Annotated in this window: 13 protein-coding genes; 7 read left to right on the forward strand and 6 right to left on the reverse strand. The window is 39.4% G+C overall.

Annotated features, from left to right (window positions below):
- Nucleotides 1–20 precede the first annotated feature (20 nt).
- Both B3600_RS17660 and B3600_RS17665 read right to left on the reverse strand, forming a co-directional pair.
- A complete protein-coding gene (locus tag B3600_RS17660) occupies nt 21–620 on the reverse strand; it encodes a TetR/AcrR family transcriptional regulator (protein WP_046674552.1) in 600 nt (199 codons plus the stop codon).
- Between the two features lie 90 nt (nt 621–710).
- Nucleotides 711–2,027 (reverse strand): ATP-binding protein, encoded by a 1,317-nt coding sequence (locus tag B3600_RS17665; protein ID WP_286753814.1) that lies wholly within the window; start codon nt 2,025–2,027, stop codon nt 711–713.
- 499 nt (nt 2,028–2,526) lie between these two features.
- On the opposite strand from B3600_RS17665, the gene B3600_RS17670 reads away from it, so the two are divergent.
- From B3600_RS17670 to B3600_RS17685, 4 genes are all read left to right on the forward strand, one after another.
- Nucleotides 2,527–2,982, forward strand: a complete 456-nt coding sequence (locus B3600_RS17670; protein ID WP_286753815.1) for a DUF1572 family protein — start codon at nt 2,527–2,529, stop codon at nt 2,980–2,982.
- Between the two features lie 55 nt (nt 2,983–3,037).
- Nucleotides 3,038–3,463 (forward strand): GNAT family N-acetyltransferase, encoded by a 426-nt coding sequence (locus B3600_RS17675; RefSeq protein WP_286753816.1) that lies wholly within the window; start codon nt 3,038–3,040, stop codon nt 3,461–3,463.
- Nucleotides 3,464–3,552: 89 nt separating this feature from the next.
- Entirely contained in the window at nt 3,553–6,108 is a 2,556-nt protein-coding gene (locus B3600_RS17680) for a BamA/TamA family outer membrane protein (protein ID WP_286753817.1), read from the forward strand.
- A gap of 29 nt (nt 6,109–6,137) precedes the next feature.
- Complete coding sequence (locus B3600_RS17685; protein WP_286753818.1) at nt 6,138–6,917, forward strand: helix-turn-helix domain-containing protein; 780 nt, start codon at nt 6,138–6,140, stop codon at nt 6,915–6,917.
- A gap of 46 nt (nt 6,918–6,963) precedes the next feature.
- Here B3600_RS17685 and B3600_RS17690 read toward each other — a convergent pair whose 3' ends face one another.
- Nucleotides 6,964–7,626 (reverse strand): DUF1349 domain-containing protein, encoded by a 663-nt coding sequence (locus B3600_RS17690; RefSeq protein ID WP_286753819.1) that lies wholly within the window; start codon nt 7,624–7,626, stop codon nt 6,964–6,966.
- A gap of 266 nt (nt 7,627–7,892) precedes the next feature.
- Between B3600_RS17690 and B3600_RS17695 the strand changes: the two genes are divergently transcribed.
- Both B3600_RS17695 and B3600_RS17700 read left to right on the forward strand, forming a co-directional pair.
- Nucleotides 7,893–8,501: a class I SAM-dependent methyltransferase gene (locus B3600_RS17695; RefSeq protein WP_070565463.1), complete on the forward strand. Its 609-nt coding sequence runs from the start codon at nt 7,893–7,895 to the stop codon at nt 8,499–8,501.
- Nucleotides 8,502–8,513: 12 nt separating this feature from the next.
- Nucleotides 8,514–9,422: an NAD(P)/FAD-dependent oxidoreductase gene (locus B3600_RS17700; protein ID WP_286753820.1), complete on the forward strand. Its 909-nt coding sequence runs from the start codon at nt 8,514–8,516 to the stop codon at nt 9,420–9,422.
- A gap of 208 nt (nt 9,423–9,630) precedes the next feature.
- Here the strand turns inward: B3600_RS17700 and B3600_RS17705 are convergent, their stop codons facing one another.
- A complete protein-coding gene (locus B3600_RS17705; RefSeq protein ID WP_201303552.1) occupies nt 9,631–9,927 on the reverse strand; it encodes a winged helix-turn-helix transcriptional regulator in 297 nt (98 codons plus the stop codon).
- Between the two features lie 142 nt (nt 9,928–10,069).
- On the opposite strand from B3600_RS17705, the gene B3600_RS17710 reads away from it, so the two are divergent.
- Entirely contained in the window at nt 10,070–10,669 is a 600-nt protein-coding gene (locus B3600_RS17710; protein WP_070565457.1) for a nitroreductase family protein, read from the forward strand.
- 42 nt (nt 10,670–10,711) lie between these two features.
- Here B3600_RS17710 and B3600_RS17715 read toward each other — a convergent pair whose 3' ends face one another.
- Together B3600_RS17715 and B3600_RS17720 are read right to left on the reverse strand one after the other, a co-directional pair.
- A complete protein-coding gene (locus B3600_RS17715; RefSeq protein ID WP_070565455.1) occupies nt 10,712–11,656 on the reverse strand; it encodes an MBL fold metallo-hydrolase in 945 nt (314 codons plus the stop codon).
- Nucleotides 11,657–11,719: 63 nt separating this feature from the next.
- Nucleotides 11,720–14,986 carry a TonB-dependent receptor gene (locus tag B3600_RS17720; RefSeq protein WP_286753821.1) on the reverse strand — a complete coding sequence of 1,089 codons (3,267 nt, stop codon included), beginning with the start codon at nt 14,984–14,986 and terminating at the stop codon, nt 11,720–11,722.
- Nucleotides 14,987–15,004 lie beyond the last annotated feature (18 nt).

The following is a 15,004-nucleotide window of genomic DNA, read 5'->3' on the forward strand; positions in this document are numbered from 1 at the left end:
TATTTTTTGGTGTAAAAAAATTAATCAGTCAGGGAGCGTGTGATGCCGTAAATAGCATCCTTTAAAACCTCTTGATTGGTATTGTCGCCATTGCCTTGGTTTACCAAATTGATCGAAATCAATCCATGTATAATTGACCAGTACGTAAAATACTTCCTGCAGATCAATTCTTCGGATGGGTTTTTCTCTTTCATGATTTCACGGATGACATCACTTATCAATTTTCCATGGGATTCAGCACATTTATAGGTTTTTTCAAAACCACAACAGGCCGTTCCCACACCGAACATTAATTGGTACAATTCGCGTTCTTCGAAGGCGAAATCCCAATAGCTAAACCACATTGCTTCCAATTGTTTCTCCAAATCGGTTTCAGTTGATTTGGCTTGTTTTACTTTTTTGGCAAGCAGGAGATAACCTTGGTTAGCAAGCTCCATCAGAATGGCATCTTTATTGGCGAAATACTCGTATATCATGGGGGCAGTATATTCGATGATATCTGCAATTTTGCGCATACTCAAGGCCTGCCATCCTTCTTCTTTGACGATTTGGAGCGCAGCATCTAGAATATTAGTTCTATTCTCATCTTTGAGCCGTTGTATGCGTTCTTTGCTACCCATGCTAATGCGTAAATAATTTAACAGTGTTAAGCAAAAGTGATACTTTTAATTTTATTTATTGACATCTAAAAGTCATTAAATAAAAATGTATTATTTTTTCTGCTCGGAAGAAGTGTTTTCATCGTTCACAGCGCGGGTTATAAGCTGTTTTATGCGATTCTTTTCTTTGTCAGTTAGAGGAAGTGCCTGTTCGATGATAGGGAGGATTTCCGTGCTTTTTTCCGACTGCAATAACAAGTCGATGAAACCGAGATAGGTGCGGATAAGGTCTGTTTTAATGCCGAAGAAAATGCGTGGATCTACAATAAATAGTTCCTGTATTAATGCTAACAATAGGTTTTTTCTTTTTTTATCTTGTTCCGAGTTGCTGTATTCGGGCAATAGGCCTTTTCTTTCAAGATCTGTTAATTTTACCGCGACAGCGTGCTCTAGTACATATTTTTTTTGCTTTCTATCGAGTAAATCACGTAACTCAGCAAGTAAATTCCGATAAATAACTTGTTTGGCCTTCCCCGAGAAAAGATTATCTTCTGTAGATAGGAGGATATCTTGTTGTTCAAAATGATCAAAGAAGGTAGATTCCACATAGACGGAGTGGTGGAAATTGATCGCGTTATTGTTGAAACTGCTAAGTACTTTGGCAATTTCCTTTTTATCACTATTCAGAAAATAATAATAATATCGATCACCAATTTGCTGGTTCCAGCGAATGTAATTGATGGTGAAATGATAGGAGCTATCCTGTTCGGGGCTATAGACAGTCCACGATAATTGATCAGCTTCCTGGATTAAATGGTTATAAGCCAATAGCTTTCCATTGACGCGTATGGCGTAATTCCTATCCTTATTTAAGTAGAGAAACCAGCCAAACTCTTGTGCGAGGAAATTGTTAAAGTCGTCGCTTTCAAAAAATGTAGCATTAAGTCCAAAAACGCCTTCAAGAGTAACTTGCGTTCCCGTATTTTTAGATTCTACCAGCCTGCTTTCACTGATATCGTATTGCTCTTTACTTTCGCGATCGATTTGAATTCGGTAGTTTGAGAAATATTCATTCTCCTGAAAAACGGTATCCCAAATCGCACGTGTTGCAAAAAGCGAGAAAGAAAATCGACCCTTTCCCTTTTTTCCTCTGGTATAGGAGCTCCGTTTGAGACTATTTTTTTTTATAGAATCCAAAAAGTTTCCAAATGAGGAAGAAAGTGTCTCTAGGGGTATGCCTTCGCCATTGTCCTGTATGCTTACACGATTAATGTAGCCTAATTCATTACTGTCTATAGCGAGTTCAATCTGTGTGGCTTTTGCATCAAATCCATTCCAGAAATATTCAGCAATGGCATGTTTAGGGTCTTTGGGAAGTCCTGCTGATTCGATACTTTGGTTCGTTATTTTTGTGCTTTTCTTCATCATAAAGACGGTTTAGCTTAAAACTTGTATAAAACAGATGGAAATAATTTGGTCGATTAATTCCATTTCAATGTACGCTATTTTTTAGATCTCTGGATTAGAAATGTGAAAAAATAAGCAAGTCCAAAACAGATAATAAGATCGAAAAGAAAATAAATAGAATTGAAACTACTTCGATTCTCAGGTTCCACTGAGCGCTTGCCACCCATATATTCATAAAAAGGAAATGGAAAACCCAATCTGTCATTTCCATCGGATATGCTATCGCATTTGGCGAAGAGAATGGTAGTCGTGACTGTTATTACACTAAAAATTACCCAGGTTTTTTTTGGGAAATTTGAAAATACCTTCATGGTTATTGTTATTTGAGTAGTTTAAAATTACATAATATCATGTAGAGATGTATACTGCTCATTCGTATCAAAATGGCTATTGACGGCTAAAGTTGATGCGTTGATATAGAAGTTGCTTTTTTGGCAGAAAATATGCCTAAATTTAGTCTATGCTTATAGAAAATTTAAAAAGTCTTTTCCAACGGGACTTAAACAGGCTGCGTGATGAAATTTCATTGTACAAACAGGAAGGGAATATATGGCTTATTGAACGTAATATTTCCAATTCAGCCGGCAATCTATGTTTACACCTGATAGGAAATCTTCAAACCTATATCGGTGCTGAAATAGGGAAGACTGGGTATATTAGGGATCGAGCGGCCGAGTTTTCGTTAAAAGACATTCCTAGAACACGATTAATAGATCAGATAAATGATACGATTGATGTGGTTACCCGCTCTTTGGATCTGTTGTCAGAAGAGAACCTGCAAGCGATATATCCCATACTCGTGTTTGAAGAAAAAACAACGACACAGTATTTGCTCGTTCATCTGACCACGCATCTAACTTATCACCTTGGCCAAATAAATTATCACCGCCGATTGTTGGATCAACCTGATGCATAACTGAAGTATTGGGTGATCTATTCTTATTCTAAAACATAGGAAACAAATTAATATTATGGACGTAAGAAAAGCGGTATTATCTGATGCCTTGGAGTTCGTAAGGTTGACCGAGCAACTGGGTTATCCAGCCGATATTGAAGGAATGAAAATTATTTTGGACGATTTGTTGCGGCAGCAAGAGTATGCTGTATTTGTGGGGGCCATTGACAATAAGACTGTTGGCTGGATTCAAGTTCATCAGGTTATCAGTATGGAGACTGGTGTTTATGCGGAAATCATGGGATTGGTTGTCGATGAAGAATATCGAGGTCGGGGGCTGGGTCGATTATTATTGCATGCGACATCCGATTGGGCTAGGTCAATAGGGTGTCGCCGTTTGCGTGTTAGATGTAATACCATTCGAACCGAGAGCCATAAGTTTTATCAAAATAGTGGCTTTATGCTAAAAAAGGAGCAGAAAGTTTTTGATTCTTTGCTTTAAAAGGTGAACTTTAGCCCAATTAGATTTCGAGGCTATCAAACATTCTACCTGTATCGACTGTTGATTTCTCGAAGACCGACTTAGATAAAATGAGAAGAATCTTTACATTAATTGCCTGTTGCTGTGTTTTTAATTCGCATGCACAGCGTATGGACAGTATTACCACGGTGATCGCACCTGAATATGACCGAGTGGGTTTATTGCATCGATTTTGGCTTGGAGATAGTTACCGTAAATTATACAATACTCCTGTTAAGATGCGTGTGATGGATCTTGCTACAGAGCGAGGTGGCCTTCAGATCGTCAAGTTGGGCGGCGGTATGCAGACCCAGTCGCTTCGACTGGTAGATTCTTCAGGTAGGGAGTGGGTGCTCAGGTCCATTCAGAAATATCCTGAACGCAGTCTCCCGGAAAGCCTCCGAAAGACATTTGCAAAAGATATTGTACAGGATCAGATTTCGATACATCATCCATTTGGAGCATTGACCGTTCCGCCATTTAACAAAGCCTTAGGAATTCCTTCAGCTTCACCGGAACTGGTTTTTGTAGGAGATGACCCTAGGTTTGGCGAGTATCGTGAGGTATTTAAGAATAGGGCCTATATGTTTGAGGCGCGTACCCCTTTTGAGGATCAAAAAACAGATAATAGCGCAAAAGTTGTGCGTAAAGTATTGGAAGACAATGATACACAAATTGATCAGAAGCTCACATTACGTGCAAGATTGTTAGATTTTACGTTGGGCGACTGGGATCGCCATCAAGATAACTGGCGTTGGGATCCTGAAAAAGAAAAAGGTAAAAAGATCTATACGCCTGTCCCTAGAGATCGGGATAAGGTGTATTATAAAACTTCGGGTGTATTTCCAACATTACTTTCCTATCAATGGTTGAAGGCCCATTTGCAACCCTTTAGTCCACATATCCGCAATGTACCCCATTGGAATTTTAATGCAAGTACTTTTGATCATTTTTTTCTCACGCATCTTACGGAGGACGAGTGGATTGAAGAAATACAGTTTGTTCAGAAAACATTGACGGATTCGTTGATTCATCAGGCCATGTTAACGATGCCTGATACTATTGTGAAAATGAGTGCGAAAGAGCTGGAAACAAATATTCGTTCAAGAAGGGACGAACTGATGGAAAGTGGATTGACCTACTACCGATTTCTAGCGCGTGTCGTTGAACTACCCTTGTCTGCTAAATCTGAATTTGTAGATGTCGATTACAATAAAGATGGTTCGGTCACTGTCAATATCCATAACAAGAAAAAGGATGGCACCGAAGGGCGAAAATTGCTAAAGCGCACCTTTGTTCCTGATCAGACCAAAGAAGTTCGTATATATGGTATATCGGGCGCTGATGAATATAAGTTACATGGATCGGGCAAATCACCGATAAAGATTCGGATAATTGGTGGTGATGGGCAGGATTTGTATCGTACAACTGACAAGTTTGCCAATGGCAGCAAAGTTTATATCTATGACGGTAAAGACCAGGTTCCGGGTACTATGCAGGTTGATGATGCTATTCATCTGAAATTGAGCAAAGACAGCGCTGTCCATACGTTTGACTATGACAATTTTGTCTATGATCGTAAAGGCGTTGTTTTTAATTTGGACTATGGCGTTGACCGCGGACTTATTTTTGGACTGGGGTATATGATCGAAAATCAAGGATTCAGAAAGAAACCTTATGCGTATAGGCATCAGTTTCTTGCCAGTTATTTGACCGGTCGCGAATCATTTATGTTTGATTACAAAGGTAATTATAAGGAACTCATTGCAGGGCATGATCTTTACATTCATCTTTCATCCCTTGGGCCCAAAAACCTGAGCAACTTCTTTGGGTATGGAAATAATACCATTTTTGATAAATCGGATTCAAAGCGCATTTCCTATTACCGAAATCGATTTGATCTTGTGAATGGTGATATTTTTCTAGAAAGATACCTAGCCCCCAAATTCAAGGTTTTCTATGGATCCTCCTCCGAATATTATAATAGTAAAGAATTAAATAATGTTGGACGATACTTTGAAGAGTTTCATGAAAAATATCCTTCAGAGCCTATCTACGGTAGTAATTTTTTCACTGGGGTTACAACTGGTATAGATTACGATACCCGTGATAATATCAGTAATCCAAAATCGGGAGTACATTTTCACACAAGATTGGGGTGGAATGCTGAAATTGGAGGCGAAGGCCGTAACTATACAAAATTACAGCATTCCATGAGTTTTTATAAAACGGTTGCCGACAACTATATTACTTTTGCTAATCGTGTGGGATTTGATGCGGTATGGGGAGATCCCTACTTTTATCAGCACGCACAAATTGGAGGAGAAATGAGCTTAAGAGGGTATAATTCTCGGCGATTTACTGGGAAAACAGCGCTTTATAATAATTTTGACATGCGATTGAAATTATTTAGCTACTCTTCTTATATCGTTCCTGGAACAGTCGGGGCAATTGGTTTCTATGATGTAGGAAGGGTCTGGATGAGTCATGAAAATTCCAATGACTGGCATATGGGATATGGTGGCGGAATTTATTTTATGCCAGGAGATCTATTAACTATTCAAGGAGTAATAGGGTTCAGTAAAGAAGCAACCTTGCCCTATCTCCGAATTGGACTTTCTTTTTAAAGACCTAAAACGAAGCTTTTAAGTATAAAATGAAATCGGAGATCAAAAAAAAATTAGATAGAAATTTTGCTGAGCGTAGATTACGAAATAGCAGCATCGATTTATCTGTGCTAAAACACTATAAGAGTTACGCAAAAACTTTTGCCGACATTCATAACGGTATAGTCGTACTGAGTGACCTGACGGCAAACTGGAGTTATACCTATATGGGGACAATTGCAGAACGACTTTACCTTCCTTTATATGACAAGAAGCTGGAAATAAACGGTATTTGGGAAGATTTTCTTCTCGAACGTGTTTACCCCGATGATTTGGCCATTAAGCATGCTTTGGAGCTTCAATTTCTCAACTTGGTCAAAAAAAAGGATCTGGCGGAGCGATTCAATTATCAAGCAAACAGTATACTTCGGGTCGAAGGGAGAGAGGGGCAAATCATCCAGCTGTCCCATCAGATTTTTTACTTGGACACCCCAGGACCGGAATTCCCCCAGCTGGCTTTATGCTGTTATACCTTACTACCAGAAACTGAAACTTCAATCAATCTTCGAAATTATATCCTCAATCAGGTAACAGGCGTAGTCCATCACTTAGATGGCTATGGTGCGAAAACTTCGATTAGTACACGAGAGAAAGAAATTTTAAGCTGCATCAAGGAGGGGATGATTAGTAAACGAATTGCCGAAAAACTAGGGTTGAGCATTAATACCGTTAACAGGCATCGGCAAAATATACTCCAAAAGCTTCGTGTACGAAATTCATATGAAGCAGTGAGTGTGTTTAACAAGATGCAGCAGGACATACTGACTTAAGATGACGCCCGTCTATGGGGCTGTCTTAGACGGGCGTCGATATTTTTTAGTTTGAATTATTCTCTTTCAGCCATTTGCTTCGACGTTGATCTGCAAGGTGTTTGATCGTAAAATAGTCAAATTTCGCCTGAAAGCCATTGCCGTCTGGTGAAGCTGCCATTAAACCAACCATAACAGGGTGATTATCCTGCAGCCAGGCATTCCTCATCATGATATACTCCTTGTCATCAAAAGAATAGAAAAATTCGACAGCATCTAATCGACGTATTGCTTTGATCCAAATAAAAGGGATTTCCTTATCTATTGGAATAATGCTCCAATCACTCGTTTTATGCGTAACGACCGTACTCAAATTGTATTTTCCATCCACAAATTCTATCCCTGCTTTTATATAGTTTTCATGATCAATGCGCAGCATGAGACCTGCTTGGTCAAAGCGGATTTGGTAGTTCGCCGAGATCTTTGCCTTGACTTCAAACTCTCCCCCGCGTAGCGTATAGAAAAAGGGGGCGTCGTCTACTGTAAATCCATAATGAGAGATACGCCAATAATCGCTTTTAGGCGTAACGAACATCGAAAGTGAATTGTCTTTGATGTTCCATTCTGTTGGTTCGTTAAACCAAAGCATCTTATCCAATTTTTGTGCGCTGGCCTGTGTCGTAAGCAATGGAAATAATGAAGCTGCTAAAAATGTCTTTATAGTTTTCATGTTTTTGTTTTTGTGATGATATTCATTTTCATCAGCAAAGATATTTAAGCATAGCACAGGTTTTCAATACTGATAAATAACCATGATTTCAATAATTCATCCTATTGTAATTTATTTGCAATTTAATTGCATTTAATGTTTTTGCTACATAGTTGCAATAGTGAAAAATACTATCTTCGCTGAGTTGACTTTTAATCCACTGTAGTACCGAATCGGTATAGCAAACAAGATCGATTTCAATTTTAAACAATATAAGCAACAGCAGTATGGAATTTTGGGAACGTAATTTTATAGAGAAGCAAGAAATGTGGGGGGATGAAGCCGCAAAGTCTACAACGTTTGCAGTAGGCTTTTTTTTGGAACACAACATCAAAAATATACTGATTCCTGGGTTCGGCTACGGTCGCAACGGTCGCCCTTTTTTGGAAAATGGAATAAAAATTACAGGCATTGAGATCTCGAAAACGGCAATAGAACTCGCCCGGAAATCCTTTGGGACAAATACGATAATCCATCATGGTTCGGTTAATGAAATGCCTTTTGATCAGGATATATATGACGGTATATTTTGTTACGGGCTTATTCATCTATTGGATGCTGAAGAACGTAATGCGTTAATCCAGCATTGCTTTGACCAATTAGCTGAAGGAGGTTATATGATTTTTACGACCGTATCAAAGCTAGCGAGTATCTATGGAAAGGGGGAGGCCATAGGCACTGATCGATTTGCAATGTTTGATGGAGTACATATGTTTTTTTACGATATTGATTCCATTCATGCCGAATTCGATCCCTATGGATTAATGGAAATTAGGGAGGTAGAGGAAAATTTTCCATTCTACTTCATCATTTGTCAGAAGAGGATTAATATTTAAATATATATATTTATGAAAGATGATAGAAGCTATGAGGTAATTATCGTTGGGGGAAGTTATGCGGGGCTTTCTGCAGCGATGGCATTGGGACGTTCCTTGCGGAATGTGTTGATTATCGATAGTGGGCTACCTTGTAATCGACAGACGCCGCACTCTCATAATTTCATTACGCATGATGGTGAAAAGCCGCTTAGTATAGCGAAAAAAGCGAGGGAGGAAGTTCTGAACTACCCGAGTGTCAAGTTCCAGAAAGGGCTTGCTGTGAGCGGCATGATGACAGCTACAGGGTATGAAATAACCATCGAAAATGGGGACGTCTTTCAGGCTAAAAAGCTCATTTTTGCGACTGGTGTGGAAGATATTATGCCTAGTATACAAGGATTTTCAGCCTGTTGGGGAATTTCGGTTATCCATTGCCCATATTGTCACGGTTATGAATTCCGAAAAGGAAAAACTGCTATTATGGCCAATGGAGAGCGTGCGCTTCACGTAGCGGGATTGGTCAATAATCTCTCGAACGACTTAACGCTATTGACTTCGGGTAAGGCTAGTTTTGATGTTAAGCAGAAAGCAAAACTGAAGTTACATGGTATTTCGATTATTGAAGAAGAAATAACTAAAATCCAGCATAAGAATGGATGGGTCCAACAGGTACAATTAAAAGACGGTCGTGAACTTGCCTTTGATGCTGTTTATGCTGCCATACCTTTCAGGCAACATTCGCTTATTCCTGCTATGTTAGGTTGCGAATTGACCGATCAGGGACATATAAAAACAGACAATTTCCAGAAAACAACAGTCGCGGGTGTTTTTGCCTGTGGAGATAATTCCAGTATGATGCGTTCTGTAGCGAATGCGGTTGCTGCAGGAAACCTAGCTGGAGCAATGGTTAATAAAGAACTTGTTGATGAGGTTTTTTAGTGGCCATATTGATCTGTTTTCCGGCAGTGGTGACACATTGTTAATTCATCAGGAAGTTTTTACAAAAACTTCCTGATGCGTAAATGCTGTCTTTATTAAATTTTTTTGTCCAAATTTTACTGAAATAATAGCTGCCGATAAGATAAACCGACACCAGGAAGTGATCCTTTATGATGGATAATCGTTTTAAAAGTCGACGGTTCCTACTCTACATTTGTTGAATACGTTCGGTCCGACTAGCCGTTTCCCGTCCCCATTCTGCAATAGATTCTAATAGCGGAATAAGCGTCTTGCCGAATGGTGTAAGTTCGTAATCTACTTTCAAAGGAGCTTTTTCGGTATGTACTGTACGCTTTACTAAACCATCAGCCTCAAGTTCCTTTAATTGTAAGCTTAATGTACGCTCGGTAATTAATGCACATTCTTTTCTTAATTCATTATAACGTTTTTTTTCAATTAGATGAATCAAAATTACTGCTTTCCATTTTCCGCCTATGTATTTCATAGTTAGGCTGGTACTGCATGGGTATTGTTTGTTGTCTATCAAATACATCTGTTACTATCAAGTTTGACCGTTATTGCAAATATATAATACTATATTTAAGTTTGCAACTATAAAATATATAGTTAATTTAATCTTGTATGTTATGGCTTTTTTAGAAACTGCAAAGCAACGTTACACAACGAAAAAGTATAATTCAGAAGCGCTAATTCCGGAGGAGAAAATCGCTGAATTAAAGGAAATAATCCGATTGAGTCCATCTTCCATCAATAGCCAGCCATGGAAATTCTTCTTTGTCTCTTCTGGGGAGATGAAACAAAAACTCGCTGCCGCATCCTATTGGAACGCACAGAAGATAAATGAGGCAAGCCATCTGGTTGTCTTTAGCGCACTTACCGATGTAGATCGCTTTGAAGAGCAGATCGCAAACACGCTTCCAGAGGGATCGATTAATTACTATAAGCAATTTTTGCAGTCGAAAGGGGAGTTCCATGTTCAATCCTGGATGAAGCAACAGGTGTATCTTTCTTTGGGATTTTTCCTTGCAGCCTGTGCTGCAAATCATATTGACGCAACCCCAATGGAAGGAATTGAAAATTCCGTCTACGATGAAATACTGGAACTCGATGGCTATCAGACGCTGTTTGCAGTTGCTATTGGCTATCGACATGTGGAGGATGCAAATCAGCCTGCAATTACCGCAAAATCACGTTTGACAATTGCAGATATAATTGAAGAGTTCTAGGTAAAAAAAGATGAAACCAATAGTGGTTTCATCTTTTTTACATTAGTTTAAACTTATCTTTTTGCCCTGTTCGGGGAAAACATAATTTATTTTAAGTGGATTATTGTTGAGCAATTCGTTTTTAATGATTTCAGGGTTGTTACCAGTTGGTTTTCGGTGTGTGACTACTATGCTTAGCCCTTCCAAGTTTTTTAGTCCCGTTTTTTCTTTGAGCTTTACGAGTTCTTCTAGCAGCAAATTGGGGGTTAGGTGACCGAAGAGTAAATTTTCTGGCTGATTATTTGGGAAGGAGACTTCAATCAATATGCTGTTTAATTGTTTATTTTTGATCAGAGGGGTAATCTTATTCCAGAGCTTATCTAGCTGATCGGATTTTTCCACCCGGTCCGCGCCAGTATCGCCGAGGTAAAGGAGGTAGTGATTATCATGGCGGACAAGTGCTGCACTACTTTTATATGGATTTACATGGCTCAGCTCATATGCCGTCAAAGATAATGCTGTATTTGGTACTTGCATTTCCAGCCCCTCCTGTAAACTGTTGTAATGATACTTTCCTAGTATGGGTTTTTGGCCCTGATCCCCAAAATTGATCCAGGTATCCGTGATGAAATAGTGATTTTGTAGAATTTGAAGGACCGGATCAATAGCGAAAATGTTCTTTTTGCTATCGGCAGGAGAATTAATAATAAGACCCGATAGATGATCGAGATGTCCATGGGAAATGAAATATCCCTTTATTTGGTTATGCAAAATTGTTTCGACCGATCCATTTAGACTTTTCAACACAATAGCTTTTCTAATCCCCGTATTTATGGTTCCGGCGTCGAGGCAAAGGAAGGCCGTATCTCTTGGAGTGCCTACTAAATAAGCAGAAAGATTGTCTTCTTGTTCGCCACCATATATTCCCAGCGGGACAAGGTCAAAATGCTGTGCCTGACAGGTCATGGTCACAAGAAATGTAAAAATGGAAAGCGCTAGTTTTTTCATGATTATTAAACTAAAAACCCATCCGTTGTTATAGGATGGGTTCAAATTTACGTTATTTTTTGTTTATTGGTTGAATCGGTAACGTACACCCAGCTGAATTCTCCAGCGTGAAGTTTCATCCACACTGTTCGAGAAAGTGTTGGTTAAAGGAATCTGATTTGTTGCATCTAAATACGGGAATGAGAATGTTGGTTGTCCCTGCGCATTCAATCCTTTGTAATTTAAGATACCGTTCGCTCTGTTGGCAAATTGGGCAACTCCCCAGCTTTTGTTGATCATATTACCGAAATTAAATACATCAAAAGTAATCTGCAATTGATGTTTCTTACCGCTGGTATTTAAAAATACATCTTGCGCGATGCGGATATCCAGTGTTCCGATCATTTTTCCTACCAATGCGTTACGTTTCGCGTATTGGCCTCTGTGCGCGTTCAGGTAATTGTCCTGATTAATGTATCCGTTCAATTGAGACCATAATTGATCAGCTGTCCGAGTGTCTTGCACATTGTCGCCAACAAGTGCAATTTCAGCTTTACTATTTGGAATGTAGATCAAGTCATTACCAGACAAACCATCATTGTTCAGGTCACCGCCATAAGTATAAGAGTAGCGAGGCCCGTCCTGCAGTTGATAAAATAAGGAGAATGTCGTTCCTAAATGATCCAGGTATTCTTTACGGTAAGAGAAGTTGGCAATAAATCTATTTTTAACCAAATAAGTTGAATAAGATAGGTCAGCGCTATTTGGATTACCCGACACATAGCGATCACGCCACATGGATTGAGCAATAGATCCTCCATCGTTCACAGATCTTGAATCTGTATAGGTATAACCGATATTTGCAAAAAATCCACCTTTGAACTCTTTCGACAATGTTCCTGTCAAGGTATAACTATAACCTTTTGATGTATTGGACATCACAATGGCGTCGGAAATATTCGGATTTTCGGGAGTAGGTTGAGCAGCACCATAAATACGTGGAGTATTGTAACGCATACGGTTATCGGCACCAACTAAAGCTTTACCGTCCGTCGTATTTAGATTGACGTTACGGAAATAGACCGAATTGATATCTTTTGAATACATGGCTTCAAAAGTACCAATAACACCGCCTGGTAATTTTTGGTCAATGGCAAGGTTCGTTCTCCAAAGCTGCATAAATTTGAAGTTATTATCCGTTACCGCCAAGTTATAACTCGAGTTGTTGGCTGCAGTTTGGTGGTTCACATTGCGATAAGCATCTACATCAGGTGTAAATGGGCGGTTTGTAGGATTATTAATAGATTCAGAACCAAACATAACACCATTATTGCCGGCCTGATTAGAAATCCATACTAATGGCGGACGACCCGTAAAGATTCCCGATCCACCACGTACCTGCGTTTGATTGGTTCCATTGACATTCCAATTAAATCCAATTCGTGGCGACCAAAGAATTGCACTCTTTGGATATTTTGATACATCGATCTTTTCACCTTGATCAAAATTCAACTTGGTTACATTATCATTTTTCAGTTCATTGGGGGATGATATGTTAGTCAAATCGGCTCTCAATCCAGCAGTCAATTTAAAATGATCATTTACAGCATAGGCATCCTGTGCATATAGACCAAACATACGTGCTGAAATTTCTGCATAAGGAAATGACCCATCAGGTAAAACAGAATATTGGATTTGGTATTTGGTTGCGTTGGAAACATTATTTTTTGCAGAGTTGTAGAAGTCATCTAAACTGGCAAATGTATAGGCTCCATAATAGTTCGGTGCAAATCCATTGGTGGTTTTGTAATTTTCAAAATTGGCTCCCAAGGTAATCTCATGCTTTCCGGCATAAATATTAAAGTTGTTGGTTGCTTGAAATACCTTCGTCTTTAAGCTATTAAATGCTGTAAATGGTTCGTAACCAAATGCTGTCATGCTACTACCGTCGGGGTTCATGATGTCTACCAAAGGAAATGGTTGGCCACCTTTCGACTCTCTATAGTCGTTCATGACATTGTATCCTACGGTCAATGAATTAGAATATTTGCTACTGATACGCGTACGTAATTCTAAATTCACATTGTCCATGTTGTTGTTTATACCGTAGCCTGCTGAGCTGAAAGGTAGGCCAAGGTTGGACGGTTGCCGATTATTTTTGGGCGCACCACTATTGGACGGTAAGATGTCGCGATAGGAACGAAAGTAGAAATATTTAGCGCTTAAGGTATTTTTTTGATCGATATTGTAATCTAATTTAACGGAAAATTTGTCACTGCGTGTATCCAAAGGATAATCTTGATAAGATCCAGGATTATACCCGATCGATTTAAGGTAGTTGGCTAGCTCATCAAGTTTCTCCGCAGATACGGTTGAAACATTCGGCCCCGTATTTCCTCCGCGTGAAGCTATAAAATTTGTTCCTGGGTCTGTTCTTCGCTCAAGCTCGCCGCTTGCAAAAAAGAATAGCTTGTTTTTGATAATTGGTCCCCCCACGGTAAAACCATAGCCTTTTAAGCTGAAGTTGTTGACTGGTGCTCTTAGTCCGGCCGAATTGTATTTGTTGACTAAATTCTGATTTCTGAAATAATAATTTAACGAACCTTGTACTTCGTTGGTACCACTTCTTGTTACGGCATTGATTGCAGCACCGGTAAAACCATTTTGTCTTACGTCATAAGGAGCAATGTTTACTGAAATCTCCTCAAAGGCATCCATATTGATAGGTTGCGAGTTTGTTTGGCTTCCGATGGTTCCTTGTAGTCCAAACGCGTTGTTAAATAGCGCGCCATCGATGGTAAAGTTATTGGCAAGGTTGCTTCTTCCTGCAAAAGAAGGATTACCGTACTGCATCGAAAATTGAGGGGTCAGTTTGACAAAGTCTGTAAAGCTTCGATTGAGTGTGGGTAGATTTTGAATCGCTGTGCGGGAAATGTTTTGTGCCGCACCTGTTCGGCCGGAGTTGAAGACTTTGCCCTGTCTCGTACCTACAACGACAGCTTCATCCAATACTTGCGATGCGGACTGCATCTGAATATCTAATGTTGAGCTTTGTCCCAAAGCCAGTTTCTCGATCTGCTTGATATTGGGTGAATGCCCAAGATAAGTTACAGTGATTTGATAAGGGCCACCAATTCTCATATTGGGGAGATTATAGCGTCCGTCACTTCGCGATGAAGTAACGTACTTTGTCCCAGAAGGTAAATGTATGGCTTCAATTGTCGCCCCATTGATTGGCGAATTTCCCTCTCTGACGGTTCCATTCAGAGCAGAGGTGGTTTCATTTTGCGCATAGGTAAGTGAGGTACCGATTGTGCTTAGCAAAATGCTGGTAATCAAATGTTTTCTCATTTGTTTTGTAGCTGTTTA

This window comes from Sphingobacterium sp. UBA2480, from assembly GCF_002341965.1.
Taxonomy (GTDB): Bacteria; Bacteroidota; Bacteroidia; order Sphingobacteriales; family Sphingobacteriaceae; genus Sphingobacterium; species Sphingobacterium multivorum.

Bases quoted from the DNA above. Each gene is read 5' to 3' on its own strand.
- B3600_RS17660 (WP_046674552.1), bottom strand. From the start codon at position 620: ATGGGTAGCAAAGAACGCATACAACGGCTCAAAGATGAGAATAGAACT.
- B3600_RS17665 (WP_286753814.1), bottom strand. From the start codon at position 2,027: ATGATGAAGAAAAGCACAAAAATAACGAACCAAAGTATCGAATCAGCA.
- B3600_RS17670 (WP_286753815.1), top strand. From the start codon at position 2,527: ATGCTTATAGAAAATTTAAAAAGTCTTTTCCAACGGGACTTAAACAGG.
- B3600_RS17675 (WP_286753816.1), top strand. From the start codon at position 3,038: ATGGACGTAAGAAAAGCGGTATTATCTGATGCCTTGGAGTTCGTAAGG.
- B3600_RS17680 (WP_286753817.1), top strand. From the start codon at position 3,553: ATGAGAAGAATCTTTACATTAATTGCCTGTTGCTGTGTTTTTAATTCG.
- B3600_RS17685 (WP_286753818.1), top strand. From the start codon at position 6,138: ATGAAATCGGAGATCAAAAAAAAATTAGATAGAAATTTTGCTGAGCGT.
- B3600_RS17690 (WP_286753819.1), bottom strand. From the start codon at position 7,626: ATGAAAACTATAAAGACATTTTTAGCAGCTTCATTATTTCCATTGCTT.
- B3600_RS17695 (WP_070565463.1), top strand. From the start codon at position 7,893: ATGGAATTTTGGGAACGTAATTTTATAGAGAAGCAAGAAATGTGGGGG.
- B3600_RS17700 (WP_286753820.1), top strand. From the start codon at position 8,514: ATGAAAGATGATAGAAGCTATGAGGTAATTATCGTTGGGGGAAGTTAT.
- B3600_RS17705 (WP_201303552.1), bottom strand. From the start codon at position 9,927: ATGAAATACATAGGCGGAAAATGGAAAGCAGTAATTTTGATTCATCTA.
- B3600_RS17710 (WP_070565457.1), top strand. From the start codon at position 10,070: ATGGCTTTTTTAGAAACTGCAAAGCAACGTTACACAACGAAAAAGTAT.
- B3600_RS17715 (WP_070565455.1), bottom strand. From the start codon at position 11,656: ATGAAAAAACTAGCGCTTTCCATTTTTACATTTCTTGTGACCATGACC.
- B3600_RS17720 (WP_286753821.1), bottom strand. From the start codon at position 14,986: ATGAGAAAACATTTGATTACCAGCATTTTGCTAAGCACAATCGGTACC.